Annotated in this window: 15 protein-coding genes; 10 read left to right on the top strand and 5 right to left on the bottom strand. The window is 73.4% G+C overall.

The genetic code is table 11. The features are described 5' to 3' along the window. The first annotated feature begins 2 nt into the window (after positions 1-2). From ACQUFX_RS09850 to ACQUFX_RS09840, 3 genes are read left to right on the top strand one after another with little or no spacing between them, the layout of a single operon-like run. Positions 3-989, top strand: a complete 987-nt coding sequence (locus ACQUFX_RS09850) for an ABC transporter substrate-binding protein (RefSeq protein ID WP_428965690.1) — start codon at positions 3-5, stop codon at positions 987-989. Further along, positions 986-3,094 (top strand): iron ABC transporter permease, encoded by a 2,109-nt coding sequence (locus tag ACQUFX_RS09845; protein ID WP_428965689.1) that lies wholly within the window; start codon positions 986-988, stop codon positions 3,092-3,094. The genes ACQUFX_RS09850 and ACQUFX_RS09845 overlap by 4 nt, the downstream gene beginning before the upstream one ends. A 39-nt stretch (positions 3,095-3,133) precedes the next feature. Beyond that, a complete protein-coding gene (locus ACQUFX_RS09840) occupies positions 3,134-4,045 on the top strand; it encodes a siderophore-interacting protein (protein WP_428965688.1) in 912 nt (303 codons plus the stop codon). Between the two features lie 18 nt (positions 4,046-4,063). On the opposite strand, the gene ACQUFX_RS09835 is transcribed toward ACQUFX_RS09840, so the two are convergent. The 5 genes from ACQUFX_RS09835 to ACQUFX_RS09815 form a co-directional block, all read right to left on the bottom strand. Next, positions 4,064-4,941 (bottom strand): IS5 family transposase gene (locus ACQUFX_RS09835; RefSeq protein WP_428966897.1). Its coding sequence is split into 2 segments (ribosomal slippage): positions 4,064-4,545 and positions 4,545-4,941, totalling 879 coding nucleotides; the frame shifts between segments, so codons are not numbered across the junction. 145 nt (positions 4,942-5,086) lie between these two features. After that, entirely contained in the window at positions 5,087-5,818 is a 732-nt protein-coding gene (locus ACQUFX_RS09830; RefSeq protein WP_428965687.1) for a GNAT family N-acetyltransferase, read from the bottom strand. Next, positions 5,815-6,792 carry an ABC transporter substrate-binding protein gene (locus ACQUFX_RS09825; RefSeq protein WP_428965686.1) on the bottom strand — a complete coding sequence of 326 codons (978 nt, stop codon included), beginning with the start codon at positions 6,790-6,792 and terminating at the stop codon, positions 5,815-5,817. The genes ACQUFX_RS09830 and ACQUFX_RS09825 overlap by 4 nt, the downstream gene beginning before the upstream one ends. Before the next feature lie 9 nt (positions 6,793-6,801). Next, a complete protein-coding gene (locus ACQUFX_RS09820) occupies positions 6,802-7,557 on the bottom strand; it encodes an amino acid ABC transporter ATP-binding protein (protein ID WP_428966922.1) in 756 nt (251 codons plus the stop codon). 5 nt (positions 7,558-7,562) lie between these two features. Then, entirely contained in the window at positions 7,563-8,537 is a 975-nt protein-coding gene (locus tag ACQUFX_RS09815; protein ID WP_428965685.1) for an amino acid ABC transporter permease, read from the bottom strand. A 402-nt stretch (positions 8,538-8,939) separates the two neighbouring features. Here ACQUFX_RS09815 and ACQUFX_RS09810 point away from each other — a divergent pair, with 402 nt between their 5' ends. The 7 genes from ACQUFX_RS09810 (at position 8,940) to ACQUFX_RS09780 (ending at position 15,319) form a co-directional block, all read left to right on the top strand. Beyond that, the gene (locus ACQUFX_RS09810) at positions 8,940-9,929 is read left to right on the top strand and encodes an ABC transporter substrate-binding protein (RefSeq protein WP_428965684.1); all 990 of its coding nucleotides are present in this window, start codon (positions 8,940-8,942) and stop codon (positions 9,927-9,929) included. 1 nt (position 9,930) lies between these two features. Continuing rightward, the gene (locus ACQUFX_RS09805) at positions 9,931-10,752 is read left to right on the top strand and encodes an ABC transporter permease (RefSeq protein WP_428965683.1); all 822 of its coding nucleotides are present in this window, start codon (positions 9,931-9,933) and stop codon (positions 10,750-10,752) included. Further along, the gene (locus tag ACQUFX_RS09800) at positions 10,749-11,612 is read left to right on the top strand and encodes an ABC transporter ATP-binding protein (RefSeq protein ID WP_428965682.1); all 864 of its coding nucleotides are present in this window, start codon (positions 10,749-10,751) and stop codon (positions 11,610-11,612) included. The genes ACQUFX_RS09805 and ACQUFX_RS09800 overlap by 4 nt, the downstream gene beginning before the upstream one ends. Next, a complete protein-coding gene (locus ACQUFX_RS09795) occupies positions 11,609-12,382 on the top strand; it encodes an ABC transporter permease (protein ID WP_428965681.1) in 774 nt (257 codons plus the stop codon). Before ACQUFX_RS09800 ends, ACQUFX_RS09795 begins: the two co-directional genes overlap by 4 nt. A 134-nt stretch (positions 12,383-12,516) precedes the next feature. Continuing rightward, entirely contained in the window at positions 12,517-13,170 is a 654-nt protein-coding gene (locus ACQUFX_RS09790) for a GntR family transcriptional regulator (RefSeq protein WP_428965680.1), read from the top strand. Next, a complete protein-coding gene (locus ACQUFX_RS09785; protein ID WP_428965679.1) occupies positions 13,167-14,279 on the top strand; it encodes an Ldh family oxidoreductase in 1,113 nt (370 codons plus the stop codon). The genes ACQUFX_RS09790 and ACQUFX_RS09785 overlap by 4 nt, the downstream gene beginning before the upstream one ends. Next, on the top strand, positions 14,279-15,319 hold the full coding sequence (locus ACQUFX_RS09780; protein ID WP_428965678.1) for an amidohydrolase family protein: 1,041 nt from the start codon (positions 14,279-14,281) through the stop codon (positions 15,317-15,319). Before ACQUFX_RS09785 ends, ACQUFX_RS09780 begins: the two co-directional genes overlap by 1 nt. The last annotated feature ends 78 nt before the right edge of the window (positions 15,320-15,397 follow it).

The following is a 15,397-nucleotide window of genomic DNA, read 5'->3' as shown; positions in this document are numbered from 1 at the left end:
CCATGACCCGTACCCGTGTCACCGCCCTGGTGGCCGCCGCGACCGTGCTCCTGCTCGGCGCCTGCGGCACCACCGAGAACACCTCGCCCGCCCCGCCGGAGGCCAGCTCCGCCCCGAGCGGCCCGGTCAGCGTCACCGACAGCCGGAACAAGGCGATCAACCTCGACGGCCCGGCGAGCAAGGTGGTCGCGCTGGAGTGGGCCGAGGCCGAGATGCTCGTCAGCCTCGGCGTCATGCCGGTGGGCGTGGCCGACACCAAGGGGTACGCCACCTGGGTGACCGCCGCCCCGCTGGACGCGGGCGTCAAGGACGTCGGCACCCGCGCCGAGCCGAGCGTCGACTCCATCGTCGCCCTGGAGCCCGACCTCGTGGTGGTCGGGGACGGCCGGGCCACCGCCCTGCTCGACCAGCTCGAGAAATACGTCCCGGTGCTGGTCACCAAGGGCAGCGACGCCACCGACAACCTCGGCCGGCTGCGGTCGGACCTGACCATGGTCGCCACCGCCGTCGGCAAGACCGCCGAGGCGGAGAAGCTGCTCGCCGACTTCGACACGGCGATCGCCGACGGCAAGAAGAAGATCGCCGACGCCGGCGCCGCCGGCAAATCCTTCGCCATCGCCGACGGGTGGAAGGAGGGCAGCTCGGTCACCATCCGGATGTTCGGCCAGGGGGCGCTGATCTCCCAGGTCGGCATCCAGCTCGGGCTCAAGAACGCCTGGACCGGTGAGGTCGACGAGGTGTGGGGGCTCGGCCAGACCGACGTCGAGGGGCTGACCGGCCTCAAGGACCAGGACCTGCACTTCTTCTACAACGCCTCCGACGGCGACGACGTCTTCGCCGACGGCCTGGCCGGCAACGCCATCTGGCGGTCGTTCAGCTTCGTCAAGGAGGGCAAGCTGCACCGGATGCCCAACGGCATCTGGACCTTCGGTGGCCCGCTCTCCGCCAAGCAGTACCTCGACGAGCTGGTCAAGGTCTACACGGTGTGAACCAGCTCCTCGCTCCTGCCCAACCGGAGCCGGCCACCCGGCCGGCTCCGGCCGGGACGGTCTCGGCCCCCCGGATCGTCCTCGTCTTCGTCCTGACCGTCGCCGTCGGGCTCGTCGTCGCCGCCGTGCACCTGACCCAGGGCACCTCGTCGGTGGGCGCGCTGGACCTGCTGCGGCTGCTGGTCGGCACCGACGACGAGACGGCCCGGGTGCTGGTCGCCTCCCGGTTGCCCCGGCTGCTGGCCGGGCTGGCCATCGGGGTCGCCCTGGGCTTCGCCGGCGCCGCCCTGCAGTCCATCGCCCGCAACCCGCTGGCCTCCCCGGACACCCTCGCCGTCAACGCCGGCGCGCACCTGGCCATCGTCGCCGCCGCCGCGTTCGGCATCACCCTGCCGGCGCTGCCCGCCGGTGGCCTGGCCCTGCTCGGCGGGCTGGCCGCCGCCGCCCTGGTGATGTCCCTGTCGGCCGGCGGTCAGGCCGGCACCACCCGGCTCATCCTCGCCGGCTCGGCCACCGCGATGGCGCTCAGCTCCCTGACGATGCTCCTGCTGATCCTCTTCGAGCAGGCCACCATCGGCCTGTTCGCCTGGGGCAACGGCTCCCTGGTGCAGAGCGACCTGCGGGCGCTGACCCAGCTCGCCCCGGTGATCGCCCTCGCCGTCGGCGCGTTGCTGCTGCTCGGGCACCGCCTCGACATCCTCGCCCTCGGTGACGACACCGCCACCGTGCTCGGGCTCGACGTGCGGCGGACCCGGCTGATCGTCACGGTCCTGGCCGTCGTGCTCTCCGCCGCCGCGGTGACCCTCACCGGGCCGGTCGGCTTCGTCGGCCTCTGCGCCCCGGTGATCGTCCGCCTGCTCGCCCCGGTGGCCCCCGGCGTGCACCGTCACCGGATCCTGCTGCCGCTCTCCGGCCTCACCGGGGTGATCATCGTCCTCGGCTCCGACGTGCTGCTGCGGGCCGTGATGGGCGGGCAGGCCGGGGTGGACATCCCGACCGGCGTGGTCACCACCCTCTTCGGCGCCGCCATCCTGATCTGGCTGGCCCGTCGGCACCGCGACGCCGGCCCCACCCGCCGTCCGCCGGGCGGACACGCGGCCGTACGCTCCGCCGGCTTCCACCGGACGGTGGTCGGCTGCGGCCTCGTGGCCACCGTCGTGGCGGTCCTGGCCGGCATGCTCTTCGGCGACACCTGGGTCCTGCTCGGCGACATCGTCAACTGGGTGCAGGGCCGCACCGGCCCGGCGTACACCTTCGTGCTGGACCAGCGGTGGCCCCGGGTGGCCGCCGCCGTGCTGGCCGGCGCGGCGCTGGCCATCGCCGGCACCACCGTGCAGGCGGTCTGCCGCAACCCGCTCGCCGAACCCGGCATCCTCGGCATCACCGCCGGTGCCGGGCTGGGCGCGGTCGCGCTGCTGACCTTCGTCCCGCTCGCCGGGGTCCTGGCGATCTCCGGTGTCGCCGGGCTCGGCGCGATCCTGGCCTTCGCCCTGGTGTACGGGGCCGCGTGGCGGGGCGGGCTGAGTTCCGACCGGCTCGTCCTGATCGGCTTCGGGGCCTGGCAGGGTGGCATGGCGGTGATCACCTTCCTGATCGTCGCCTACGACCCGTGGAACACCGCGAAGGCGCTGACCTGGCTCTCCGGCTCGACCTACGGGCGCACCGCCTGGCAGGTGCTCCCGGTGGCCGTGGCGCTGCTGGTGTTCACCCCGGCGGTGGTGGCCGCCCGGCGGGAGCTGGACCTGCTCACCCTCGACGACGACACTCCCCGGGTGCTCGGGGTCCGCCTGGAACGCACCCGGCTGGTCGCGCTGACCGCCGCCGCGCTGCTGACCTCCACCGCGGTCTCCGCCGTCGGGGTGATCGGCTTCGTCGGCCTGGTCGCCCCGCACGCCGCCCGCGCCCTCGTCGGTGGCCGGCACAGCCGGGTCATCCCGGTCGCCGCGCTGCTCGGCGCGGCCCTGGTCAGCCTCGCCGACACCCTCGGCCGCACGGTCATCGCCCCCGCCCAGGTCCCCGCCGGTCTGATCGTCGCCATGATCGGCACCCCGTACTTCGTCTGGCTGCTGTGGCGTTCGCGCGCCACCACGGCCGGCCCCCGATAGGCGCCCCGCGCCCGCACCCCGCACAGGAAGACAGGATCGATGACCCAGACCCTGCCCATCGCACCGTGGCGCCAGTTCGCCGTCGAGGTCCACGCGATGCGTCGGCTCAGCCCGTCGTTCGTGCGCGTCACCTTCACCGGGCCCGACCTGGACCGGTTCGCCGACAACGGGTACGACCAGCGGATCAAGCTGGCGTTCCCGCTGCCCGGTCAGCGCGGGGTGCAGCTGCCGCAGGGTCCGGACTGGCACACCCGGTGGCGGGCCCTGCCCGAGCACCGGCGCAACCCGATCCGCACGTACACCGTCCGGGCGGTCCGCCCGCACCGGGGCGAGGTCGACGTCGACCTGGTCCGGCACGGTGACTGCGGGCCGGCCACCCGCTGGGTGCGCCGGGCCCGGCTCGGCGACGAGATCGCCATTCTCGGCCCCGACGCCGGCTACGAGGGCGACCACGGCGGCGTGGAGTTCCGCCCGCCGACGGCCGGGCAGTTGCTGCTCGCCGGGGACGAGACCGCCGTACCGGCGGTCGGCGCGATCCTCGAACGGCTGCCGCTGGACGCCCGGGGCCGGGTGCTGCTGGAGGTGCCCGAGCCCGGCGACGCCCTGCCGCTGGTGACGCCGCCCGGCGTCGAGGTGACCTGGCTGTCCCGGGGCGCGGACCCGCACGGCACCCGGCTCGTGCCGGCGGTCCGCGCGGCGGCCGGCGACCTGCTCGCCGACCGGCTGCCCACCGGCGTGCCGGGCACCGACCCGGCGCTCGTCGACCTGGACGTCGACCAGCAGATCCTCTGGGAGGTGCCGCGCTCCGACGCGCCGGTGCCGCTGTACGCGTGGCTGGCCGGGGAGGCCGGGATGATCCGTACCCTGCGCCGGCACCTGGTCGTCGAGTGCGGCCTCGACCGGGGCGCGGTGGCCTTCATGGGCTACTGGCGGCTCGGCCGCGCCGCCTAGGGCCTGTGTCGAAGTCGGTCACAGCCACTCGTTGATCGCGGCGACGTGCACGGTGGCTTCGTAGCGCACGGCGAGTTTGTCGAAGCGGGTGGCCACGGCACGGTGGCGTTTGAGGCGGTTGATGCCGCACTCCACGGCGTGACGCTGCTTGTACCGCTGCTGGTCGAAGGCCGGTGGCCGGCCGCCCTTCGACCCCAGCTTGCGCCGGTTCGCGTCCTGGTCGGCCTTCGACGGGATCGTCGCCCTGATGCCACGTCGGCGCAGGTAGCGGCGGTTGGCCTTCGACGTGTACGCCTTGTCAGCGAGAACCCGGTCCGGGCGGGTCCGGGGCCGGCCGCCGCCGAGTCGGGGCACCCGGATCCCGTCGAGCACCGCCATGAACTGCGGGCTGTCCCCACGCTGCCCGGCGGTCAACACGATCGACAGCGGCTTCTGTCCCTGCTCACAGGCCAGGTGCACCTTCGTGGTCAGCCCACCCCGTGACCGGCCGAGCGCGTGATCGGCCGGTTCGACCGTGACCCCGCCCGGCGGCTCGGCCTGCAGATCCCCCTTTTACGCGCCCCAGCGGCGTGCTGGTGCGCTCGGGCGACCGTCGAGTCCACCGACACGTCCCACACGACACGTCCGGCCACGTCAGCGAGGGCCTGCAACGCGGTCAGGATCCTCGCCCAGGTCCCATCACGCTGCCACCGCCGGAACAGCGCATACGCCGCAGCCCAGGACCCGTAACACTCCGGAACGTCCCGCCACGGGGCACCGACCCGTATCCGCCACCGGATCCCATCAATGAGCTGCCGTTTCGTCCATGTCGACGGTCGACCTGGCCTACGCCCCACAGGCAGCAGCGGCTCCAGCGCCACCCACTGTGCGTCGGTCAGGTCATGCCGCCTCGTCACCGCTAGGGTGTCCACGAGGTCTCCGGTGTTCGGGTTCTGCTTGGTCGCTGAACCAGATACCGGAGACCTCACTATGTCTCGAACACCGACACGCCAAGATCCTCAACCAACCACTCAAGCCCCGGCACCGACTTCGACACAGGCCCTAGCCCGAGGTTCCGCCCGCCCAGCCCGATGTCCCGGCCGCCGGGACCCGCAGGGTGCGGAACGGTGGCCGGCGGCGCAGCCGGAACCCCATCGACTCGTACAGCCGGATCGCGGCGGTGTTGCTCGCCGCCGCGTGCAGGAACGGGTGCTCGCCCCGGGCCCGGATCCCGGCGGCGACGGCCCGCACCAGGCGGCTGGCCAGGCCCTGCCCCCGGTGGGCGGGGTCGGTGCAGACCGCGCTGATCTCGGTCCAGCCGGGCGGGCGCAGCCGTTCCCCGGCCATCGCCACCAGCGCGCCGTGCCGCCGGATCCCCAGGTAGGTGCCGAGCTCGACGGTCCGGGGCAGGAACGGCCCCGGCCGGGTCCGCGCCACCAGGTCGAGCATCTCCGGTACGTCGGCGGCGGTGAGCCGGACCGCCTCCGGGGCCGGGGCCGTGCGGACCGCCACGTCGACCAGTTGCACGCCGGGGATCTCGTCGACGACCGCCCAGTCCGGCGGGGGCGGCCCGGCCGCGCCGGTGACCGACACGACCGCCGCCGGGCCGACCAGCGCCGCCAGGTCGGCCCACACCCCCGGGTCGGATACGGCGGCGACCGCGCTGAACGGGGCGACCTCCGGGTGGTACCGCACGGCTGCCCCGTTGACCTGCGCGAACACCCGGTGCGGGCCGGTCAGTGCGGCCCACACCAGGTTGTCCAGGAACTCCCCGCCGACGGAGTCGGGGCTCACGTGCCCTCGATCGGCAGGCCCGGGGGGTTGACCTCCGACGTCTCGGTGGCCTCGGTGGCCAGGTTCCACCGGCCCAGGATGGTGCCGTAGTCACCGGAGCGGATCAGCTCGTTGACGGCCGCCGCGAAGGCCTCGACCAGGCCGCTGCCCTTCCTGGTGGTCAGCGCGATCTTGCCCTGGAGGTCGGCGCCGGCCCCGGAGTGGGTACCGACGATCTCCGTCTCCCCGGTCACCGCCGAGTGGTAGGCGATGGTCGGGTTCGGACCGAGGTACGCGTCGACCTGCCCCGAGCCCAGGGCCAGGTAGGTGGCCTGGTTGTTCTGGTAGTACCGGATGTCCACCGGGTCGAGCCCCAGCCGTTCGGCCTCCGTGCTCCACTCGACCAGGATCTTCTCCTGGTTGGTGCCCGAGCTGACGGCGACCCGCCGGCCGGCCACGTCCCGGGGGCCGGTGATCCGCCAGGTGGTGCCCTTCTTCGCGGCGAAGGCCAGGTTGTCCAGCCGGTACGTGGCGAAGTCGTACTTGCGCTTGCGTTCCTCGGTGACGGTGATGTTCGAGGCGCCGACGGCGTACTTGCCGCTGTCCATGCCGACGAAGAGGTTCTCCCAGGAGGTGTTCTCCAGCACCGGTTCCAGGCCGAGGATCCCGGCGACGGCCACCGCGATGTCGGGCTCGCTGCCGATCAGCGTCCGGTTGTCGGTGGCGGTGAACATCAGTGGCGGACTGCCGGACGCGGCTGCCCCCACCCCGACGGTCAGCTTGCCGGTGGCACGGATCTCCGGCGGTACCAGGGCCGCGATCGCCTCCACCCGGGCCGGCACGATCCGTTGCTGGTCCGGCCCGTCGTTGATGGTGAAGGGGGTGGCGCTGCCGGCGGGGCCGGCGGCGGCCTCGCGCGGGGTCTCCTCCGGCGCGGCGCAGCCGGCGAGCGGCAGCGCCAGGACGAGGGCGAACAGCAGGGGACGAATACGCAAGGAGTCTCCTCAGGTCAGGACCTTGGACAGGAACGCGCGGGTGCGTTCGTGGGCGGGGTGGTCGAGGACCACGCCGGGCGGGCCCTGCTCGACGACGCGCCCGGCGTCGAGGAAGACGACCGTGTCGGCCGCCTCCCGGGCGAACCCGATCTCGTGGGTGACGACGACCATCGTGGTGCCGGCCCGGGCCAGGGCGCGTAGCACGTCGAGCACCTCGCCGACCAGCTCCGGGTCCAGCGCGGAGGTGGGCTCGTCGAACAGGATGAGCTTCGGCTCCAGGGCCAGCGCGCGGGCGATCGCCACCCGTTGCTGCTGGCCGCCGGAGAGCTGACGGGGGTAGGCCCCGGCCCGGTCGGCGAGCCCGACCCGGTCGAGCAGGGCCAGCGCCCGCTCCCGGGCCTGGGACCGGGTCAGCCGACGGGTGGCCACCGGAGCCTCGGCCACGTTCTCCAGGGCGGTCAGGTGGGGGAAGAGGTTGAAGTTCTGGAACACGAAGCCGATGTCGGCCCGCTGTCGCAGGATGAGCCGCTCGCCCAGCTCGTACAGCCGGTCTCCGACCTGCCGGTACCCGATGAGCTGGCCGTCGACGGCGACCGTTCCCCGGTCGACCTTCTCCAGGTGGTTGATGGTCCGCAGCAGGGTCGACTTGCCGGACCCGGAAGGGCCGAGGATCACGGTGACGCTGCCCGCCGGCAGGTCCAGGTCGATGCCGCGCAGCACCTCGTGCGTGCCGAAGGTCTTGTGTACGCCGCGCAGCCGCACCATCGGGGTCACCACGGGCCCCCGTCGCCCGCCGGTCGACCGGCGACAGGGGGACGGCCGGGCCGCGGACCCACGACGGCCCGCAGCCGTTGCAGCGGGGTCGGGGGCAGGGTCCGCAGGGCGCCCCGGGCGAAGTGCCGCTCGACGTAGAACTGCAGGACCGACAACAGGGCGGTGAGCACGACGTACCAGACGGTGGCGACCATCAGCAGCGGCACCACCCGGCCGTTGCGGCCGTAGACCACCTGGACCTGGTAGAAGATCTCACCGATGGCCAGGACGTAGACCACCGAGGTGCTCTTCAACAGGTTGATCAGCTCGTTGGCGGCGCTGGGCAGGATGGCCCGCATCGCCTGCGGGAGCACGACCCGGCGGAACTGGCGCAGCCGGGGGATGCCGAGGGCGGCGGCGGCCTCCACCTGCCCCTGGTCGACGGAGATGATGCCGGCCCGCACGATCTCCGCCGAGTACGCCGCCTGGTGCAGGGTCAGCCCCAGCAGGGCCGCGCCGAACGGGCTGACCAGGTCGATGGTCCGCACCTCGACGAAGCCCGGCCCGAAGGGCACCCCGAACTGGAGGGTGTCGTAGAGGTAGCCCAGGTTGGCCCAGAACAGGAGCTGCACGATGAGCGGCACCGAGCGGAACACCCAGATGTAGGTCCAGCTGAACCCGCGCAGCACCGGGCTGCGGGACAGCCGCATGGGGGCCAGCACCACCCCACCGAGGAAGCCCAGGGCCGCCCCGGCCAGGGTCAGGTGGAGCGTGACCAGCAGGGCCTCGATGATCGAGCGTTCGAAGAAGTAGCCGGCGAAGGTCGGCCAGTCCCAGCCGGGGTTGGTGACGAGCCCGTGGGTGAACTGTGCCGCGAGCACCAGCGCGACGGCCGAGCCGACCCAGCGCCAGGGGTGCCGGGCGGGCACCACGGTCAGGGTGGGTGGGTCGGTCGCGCCCGTCGGCGGGGCAGGGGTGGACACGACACTCACGGGCGCCTCCGGCAGCGGTCATGGTTGCCGATGAACCTAAGGCCGAGAGGTTAACCACCTATCCCTATATGAATAATAGAATATGACGGCCCGAACGGCCCGGTCACCGAGCCGGCGCGTCCGGCCCGCTCGGGTGCCCTGTCGGGCTATGTCGCCGACGACGCACCGGCTCGACCGGGGATGCCCCGCGCGCCACCGCCACGGCATCCGCCCGCGCGGGGAAGTGGGTCCGCCCCCTGACCGTGCCGTGGTGGCCGCCGGTTCCCCGGGGTTGCCCGGCGTGCCGCTGCGGAATTGTGGCCGGGAGGCCGGTTTGCCCCCTCCGTCGTCCCGCAATGTGGGAGGCCATTGGTTGCATCAGATATTTGATATCAGATCAACGCCCAGAGGGAGGGACTTCATATGAACCTGCGACGTGGCACCCTACTGACCTGTCTGATCACGACCCTCGCCCTGGCGCTCACCGCCTGCGGCTCCGACGACACCGACAGCGCCCAGGCCGGCACGAGCGCCAAGTTCGGCTTCAGCGGCTGGTCCGTCGGCTACCTACCGACCGCCATCGCCATCGACCGTCTCAAGGAACAGGGCTTCACCGTCGAGGCGGTCGAGCTCGGCGGCAACGCCAACCAGTTGCAGGCCGCCGCCCAGGGGCAGGTGGACATCAGCGCCATCGCCCAGGTCATGGACGCCATCGACGAGGGGGTGCCGCTGCGGTTCTTCCTCGGCGGCAACTCCAACGAGTTCGTGATGGCCGCCCAGGCACGGTACGGCAGTTGCGCGTCACTGGCCGGGCGCAACGTCGGCATCCAGTCCGAGAGTTCCTTCGTCGGCCAGCTCGCCATCCAGTGGGTGAAGAAGGACTGCCCGGGTACCGAGCCGTCGTACACCGTCGTGGAGGGGTCGGAGAACCGGCTCGCGGCGATGCTCCAGGGCCAGATGGACGCCAGCCCGATCGACCTGCAGGACTGGACCCTGCTGTCCCGGGAGCGCCCCGGCGACTTCACCATGGTCGCCGACCTGACCCAGAGCTTCCCGATCATGCGGGCCGCGTTCGCCGCCCGGCCGGAGTTCCTCACCTCGCACAAGGACCTCGCCACCGCCTGGGTGACCACCCACCTCGACGTCTACCGCGACATCTACCAGAACCCGAACCTGCTGGTGGAGAAGGGCCGCGAGCTGCTGCCCGAGATCGACGCCGACGCGTTGCCGGCCATCGTGGACGCCTTCGTCACGGCGAAGGTGTGGCCGGTCGACGGCGGTCTCCAGCCGGAGTCCGTGCAGGCCACCATCGACTTCTTCAACGCCGACGGCAAGCCGTACCAGAAGGTCACGGCACCCGGCGACGTGACCGACCGGAGCATCCTCGATGCCGTCCTCGCCGAGCGGGGCTGAGGTGAGCAGCCAGGCCGTACCGGGCCGCCGGCCGCTCTGGCCGGCCCGTCCGGCCGGTACCCGGCTGGTCGACCGGGCCTGGGGGCGGGCCGGGCTGCGCTGCCTCACCCTCGCCGTGCTGCTGGGGGCCTGGCAGGTCGCCGGCACCGCCGGCGGGGTGGGGCTGCCCAGCCCCGCCCGGACCGCCTCGGCGCTGGCCGAGCTGCTGGCCGACCCGGCCTTCCACCGGGCGCTCTGGGCCACCAACCAGGCGTTGGTGCTCGGCTTCGGGCTCGCCGTCGCCGTCGCGCTGCCGCTGGGACTGCTGATGGGCCGGCTCGACCTGGTCAACCGGACGGTCCGGCCGTACCTGAGCCTGCTGATCGCGGTCCCGGTGATCGCCTTCATCCCGGTCATCCAGGCCACCCTCGGGCTGACCCTGTCGGCCCGGGTCGCGGTGGTCTTCCTGTTCAGCGTCGCGTACGTGGCGGTCAACTGCGCCGTCGGGGTGCGCTCCACCGACCCCGCGCTGGTGGAGATGGCCCGCAGCTTCGGTGCCGGACGACTGGCCACGATCCGCGAGGTGATCCTGCCGGCCGCGGTACCGGGGCTGATGGCCGGGGTCCGGGTCGGTCTCGGCCAGGCCCTGATCGGCATGGTGGTCGCCGAACTGGCCCTGGTCGGCGCGGGTGTGGGCAGCCTGATCGCCGAGTTCCAGGGGCGTTTCCAGGTCGCCTCGGTGATGGCCGTGACGCTGGTCGTCGTGGCCGAGGGAGTACTGCTGCTGTCGCTCGCCGCCTGGTGCGAGCGGCGACTCAGCCGATGGAAGGGAGGCACGGCGTGACCGAGCAGGAGACCGCCCCGGCCGCGATCAGCGTGCGGGGCGTGGGCAAGACGTACGTGGACGAGCGCCGTCGCCGGGTCACCGCCCTGCAGGACGTGAACCTGACCGTCCGGCCGGGGGAGTTCGTCAGCATCATCGGCCCCAGCGGCTGTGGCAAGACCACGCTGCTGAAGATGGTCGACGGGCTGATCCCCTTCGACCACGGCCGAATCGACGTGCAGGGGACGCCGGTGCGCGGTCCCGGGCCGGAACGGGCGGTGGTGTTCCAGAGCTTCGCCCTGCTGCCCTGGCTGACGGTGGTGGACAACGTCGCCTTCGGCCTCAAACAGCGGGGCGTCGGCCGGGCCGAACGCACCCGGACCGCCCGGGACCTGCTGGCCCGGGTCGGGCTGCGCGGCTTCGGCGACCACTACCCCCGGCAGCTCTCCGGCGGCATGCAGCAGCGGGTCGGGCTGGCCCGGGCGCTGGCGGTCAACCCGTCGGTGCTGCTGATGGACGAGCCGTTCTCCGCGATCGACGCGCAGACCCGGTTGCTGCTCCAGACCGACCTGCTGCGGATCTGGGACGAGACGGCGATGTCCGTGCTCTTCGTGACCCACGCGATGGACGAGGCGGTCTTCCTCTCCGACCGGGTGGTCGTCATGCGTCCCCGGCCCGGCACCGTGCACGAGGTGATCGACATCGACCTGCCCCGGCCACGGACCGAGCGGACCCGGCAGGACCCCCGCTTCGTCGAGTTGACCGGGCAGGTCTGGGACCGGCTCCGGGGCATGATCGTCGCCGACGGGCCGGAGTCCGACGCGACGGCGGACGACCCGACGCCGGCCGCGTCCGGTCAGTCGGCCGGGGCCACCGCGTGACCGGCCGGAGCGTGGTCCGGACGGTGACCCGGCCCGCGCCGTTCCTGCTGTCACTGGTGCTGCTCGCCGGGGTGTGGGAGGTCGCCGGGCGGACCGCCGACCTGATCACCCTGCCGCCGCTGAGCGACGTGCTGCGCCAGTTCGGCGTCATGCTGGCCAGCGGGGAACTGGTGGACCCGCTGGCCGACAGCCTCCGCTCACTCGGCATCGGGCTGGCCATCTCCATCGTCGCGGGCACCGCGATCGGGGTGGCGATGGGGCTCTCCCCGGCGGTCGACGCGGCGTTGGACATCTACGTCAAGGCCGGGCTCGCCGCGCCGATCATCGCCTTCGTCCCGCTGTTCCTGCTGGTCTTCGGCATCGGCAGCACCACCCGGATCGCCACCGTGGTCGCCTTCTCCATCTGGGTGGTCATCGTCAACACCGCCACCGGCATCCGGCGCAGCGACCCGGCGCTGCTGGAGATGGCCCGCTCCTTCGGCGCCTCCCGCTCGGCCCAGCTACGCGAGATCCGGTTGGTGGAGGCGTCGCCGTACCTGCTGGAGGGGTTGCGGCTGGGGGTCGCCCGGGGCGTCAAGGGGCTGATCAACGGTGAGGTGCTGATCGCCATCGTCGGGCTCGGTGGGCTGGTCAAGCGGTACGGCACCGTGTTCAGCATGGACAAGCTGTACGCGGTGATCCTCTTCATCGTGCTCCTCGCCCTGGTCTCCGTCGCGCTGGTGGGATTGGTGGGCCGGTTACTCTTCCGCCATCGTCCGCAGGGGACGTGACCTCACCGGCGACACCGCCGGAGGCGGACGGACGCAGCACACTGGCACAGACGGATCGGCACCAGGACAGGAGAACGGCCGACATGGAACGAGGGTTTCGCCTGACGCCCCAGGGCGGTGCGCGACAGCGCACGATGGCGGAGACGGCCGCGGCCGAACTGCACAGAATGATCATGTCGGGTGAACTGCCCGCCGGCACCCACCTGCGGCTGGCGGACCTGACCGCGGCGCTGGACATGAGCGCCATGCCGGTGCGCGAGGGGCTGCGCCGGCTGGAGGCCCTCGGCCTGGTCGAGATCATTCCGCACAAGGGCGCCTGGGTCCGCGACGTGTCGCTGGACGACCTGCTCGACACCCACCAGACCCGGCTGGCCCTGGAGACGCTCGCCATCCGGTCGGCGGCCGAGCGGTTCACCGCCCAGGACGCCGAGGCCGCCCGCCATGCCCTGCACGAGCACGCCAAGCTGGCCGGCGCGGACGACCCGATCCCGGCCCGGCAGGCGCACACCGCGTTCCACTTCACCCTCTACCGTGCCGGCGGCTCCCGCTGGCTGCCCCGGGCCATCGAGCCGGTCTGGGAGAACAGCGAGCGGTACCGCTTCGCCACCCGCCCCACCCCCGACGGGCTGGCCCACATCCAGGCCGAACACCAGGCCATCCTGGACGCCTGCGTGGCCGGCGACCCGGAGGCGGCGGTGACGGCGCTGACCCGGCACCTGGAGAACGCCATGCGGCGCATCCAGGAGTCCATGCCGGCCCGGCTGGCCGGCGTCGCGGAGCCGGCGTGAGCGCCGAGGCGGCTGCCCCGGCCGATCCGAAGCGGGTCGACCCGGACTGGCTCGGCACACTGGTCGGCGGGATCTTCGCCGCCGCCGGTGTCCCCGGCCCGGCCGCCGCCACCGTCGCCGGGTCGCTGGTCGACGCCGACCGGCGCGGGGTCCCGTCGCACGGCACCATGCTGGTACCGATGTACGTCGACCGGCTGCGCCGGGGCTCGGTGAGCACCGCCACCCGTGCCGAGCCGGTGGTCGACCTCGGCGCGATCGCCGTCCTCGACGCCGGGCACGCGCTCGGCGTCTTCACCGCCGACCAGGCCATGGACCTGGCCGTGGCCAAGGCACGGCAGTTCGGCCTCGGCGCGGTGAGCGTCCGGCGGGCCTTCCACTTCGGTGCGGCCGGCCGGTACGTCCGCGCCGCCGCCCGGTCCGGCCTGGTGGGGGTGGCCATGTCCAACACCCGCCCGCTCATGCCGGCGCCCGGAGGCGGACACCCGGTGGTCGGCAACAACCCGCTGGCCGTCGGCCTGCCGACGGGCCCCGAGGACGAGCCGGTGGTGCTGGACATCGCCCTGTCCGAGGTGGCCCTCGGCCGGATCCGGCTGGCCGAGGCCGCCGGTGGGCCCATCCCCCCGGGCTGGGCCACCGACGCCCTCGGCCGGGACACCACCGATCCGGCGGCGGCCCTGGCCGGTATGCTGCTGCCCACCGGCGGGCACAAGGGTTTCGGCCTGGCCCTGGTGGTCGACGCGCTGACCGGGGTGCTCTCCGGCGGTGGCTACGGCCAGCAGGTACGCGGCCTGTACGCCGACACCGCCGTCCCCAACAACTGCGCGCACTTCTTCCTGGCCCTGGACCCGGCCGCGTTCGGCGGTCCGGAGGAGTTCACCACCCGCCTCGCCGACCTGGGCCGGGAGGTCACCGCCGGGCCGTACGCGCCCGGCGTGGACCGGGTGAGCCTGCCCGGACAGCGCTCCACGCGACGCCTGCGCGACTCCGCGCGGCAGGGCGTGGCCCTGGACCGTTCGCTGCTCGACACCCTGACCACCCTCGCCGGCGACCTGGGCGTGCCCGTCCCGGCCCCGTACCCCGCTCCGGCGCAACCCGAAGGAGTCCACTGATGTCCGCAGACCGCCCCGCCGTCGACAACCTGTCCGCCCCGGCGGCGGAGGCGCACCTGAGCGCCGAGCCGGTGACGACGGTGGACGTGCACACCCACCTCGCGCCGCTGCTCGTCGACGCCAAGGTGGACGACCTGGTCACCACCGCCGAGGACGGACGCCACGTGGTGGCCGGGCACCCGGTCGGGCCGCTCACCCTGCACCGGCCGCAGGCGTTGCTGGCGTACCTGGACGCGGCCGGGCTGGACGCCGCGGTGGTGACCGTCCCGCCGCCGTACCACGGGCAGCACCTGGCCGGCGGGGACAGCGCGCGGTGGGCGGTGGCGGTCAACGACGGGCTGCTCGCCCGGGTCGCCGACCAGCCCCGGCTGCGGCCCCTGGCGTACCTGCCGCTGCACGAGCCCGCGGTGGCGCTGGCCGAGTACCGGCGGGTGCGGACCGACGCGCGCTGGTGGGGGGTGACCGCCGGAGCCGGCGGCCGGATCCCGTCGCTGGCCGATCCCGCCTTCGCGCCGCTGTTCGAGGCCCTGCACGCCGACCGGCGGGCGCTGCTGCTGCACCCGTCCGCCTCCCCGGACGCCCGGCTCGACGAGTTCTACCTCGGCAACCTGCTCGGCAACCCGGTGGAGACGGCGGTCGCCGTGGCGCAACTCGTCCTCGGCGACGTGGTGGCCCGGTACCCGGGGCTGCGCCTGGTCCTGGTGCACGGCGGCGGCGTCGTCCCGGCGGTGCTCGGCCGGTGGGAGCGGGGCGTGGCCACGGACCGTCCCGGTCTCGTGCCGTTGTCGCTCGCCCCGGCCGACGCGGTGCGCCGGATGTGGACCGACTGCCTGACCCACCAGCCGTCGATGACCGCCGTCACCGCCGACGTCTTCGGCCCGGACCGGCTGCTGCTCGGCAGCGACTGGCCGTTCCCGATGGGCACCGACGACCCGGCGGAGTTCCTCGGCGGCCGGGACGACCCCCGGGCCCGCCGGGCGGCCACGGTCAACGCCGTCGACGCCTTCGGCAGCCGCCCCGGCCTGCCCGCCGACCACTGACCCACCCCGGCGCAGATCCGGGCCACCCTCGCCGGGCCCACCCGGCCCCCGCCACGCCACCCGGCCCCCGCCACGCCA

This window comes from Micromonospora fluostatini, assembly GCF_050410825.1.
GTDB lineage: Bacteria > Actinomycetota > Actinomycetes > Mycobacteriales > Micromonosporaceae > Micromonospora > Micromonospora rosaria.
This window is presented reverse-complemented; position numbering and strand designations above follow the sequence as displayed.

What these genes read in the sequence shown, in the direction of transcription:
- ACQUFX_RS09850 (WP_428965690.1), top strand. Translation starts at nt 3, where the DNA reads ATGACCCGTACCCGTGTCACCGCCCTGGTGGCCGCCGCGACCGTGCTC.
- ACQUFX_RS09840 (WP_428965688.1), top strand. Translation starts at nt 3,134, where the DNA reads ATGACCCAGACCCTGCCCATCGCACCGTGGCGCCAGTTCGCCGTCGAG.
- ACQUFX_RS09820 (WP_428966922.1), bottom strand. Translation starts at nt 7,557, where the DNA reads ATGGTGCGGCTGCGCGGCGTACACAAGACCTTCGGCACGCACGAGGTG.
- ACQUFX_RS09810 (WP_428965684.1), top strand. Translation starts at nt 8,940, where the DNA reads ATGAACCTGCGACGTGGCACCCTACTGACCTGTCTGATCACGACCCTC.
- ACQUFX_RS09790 (WP_428965680.1), top strand. Translation starts at nt 12,517, where the DNA reads ATGGCGGAGACGGCCGCGGCCGAACTGCACAGAATGATCATGTCGGGT.
- ACQUFX_RS09780 (WP_428965678.1), top strand. Translation starts at nt 14,279, where the DNA reads ATGTCCGCAGACCGCCCCGCCGTCGACAACCTGTCCGCCCCGGCGGCG.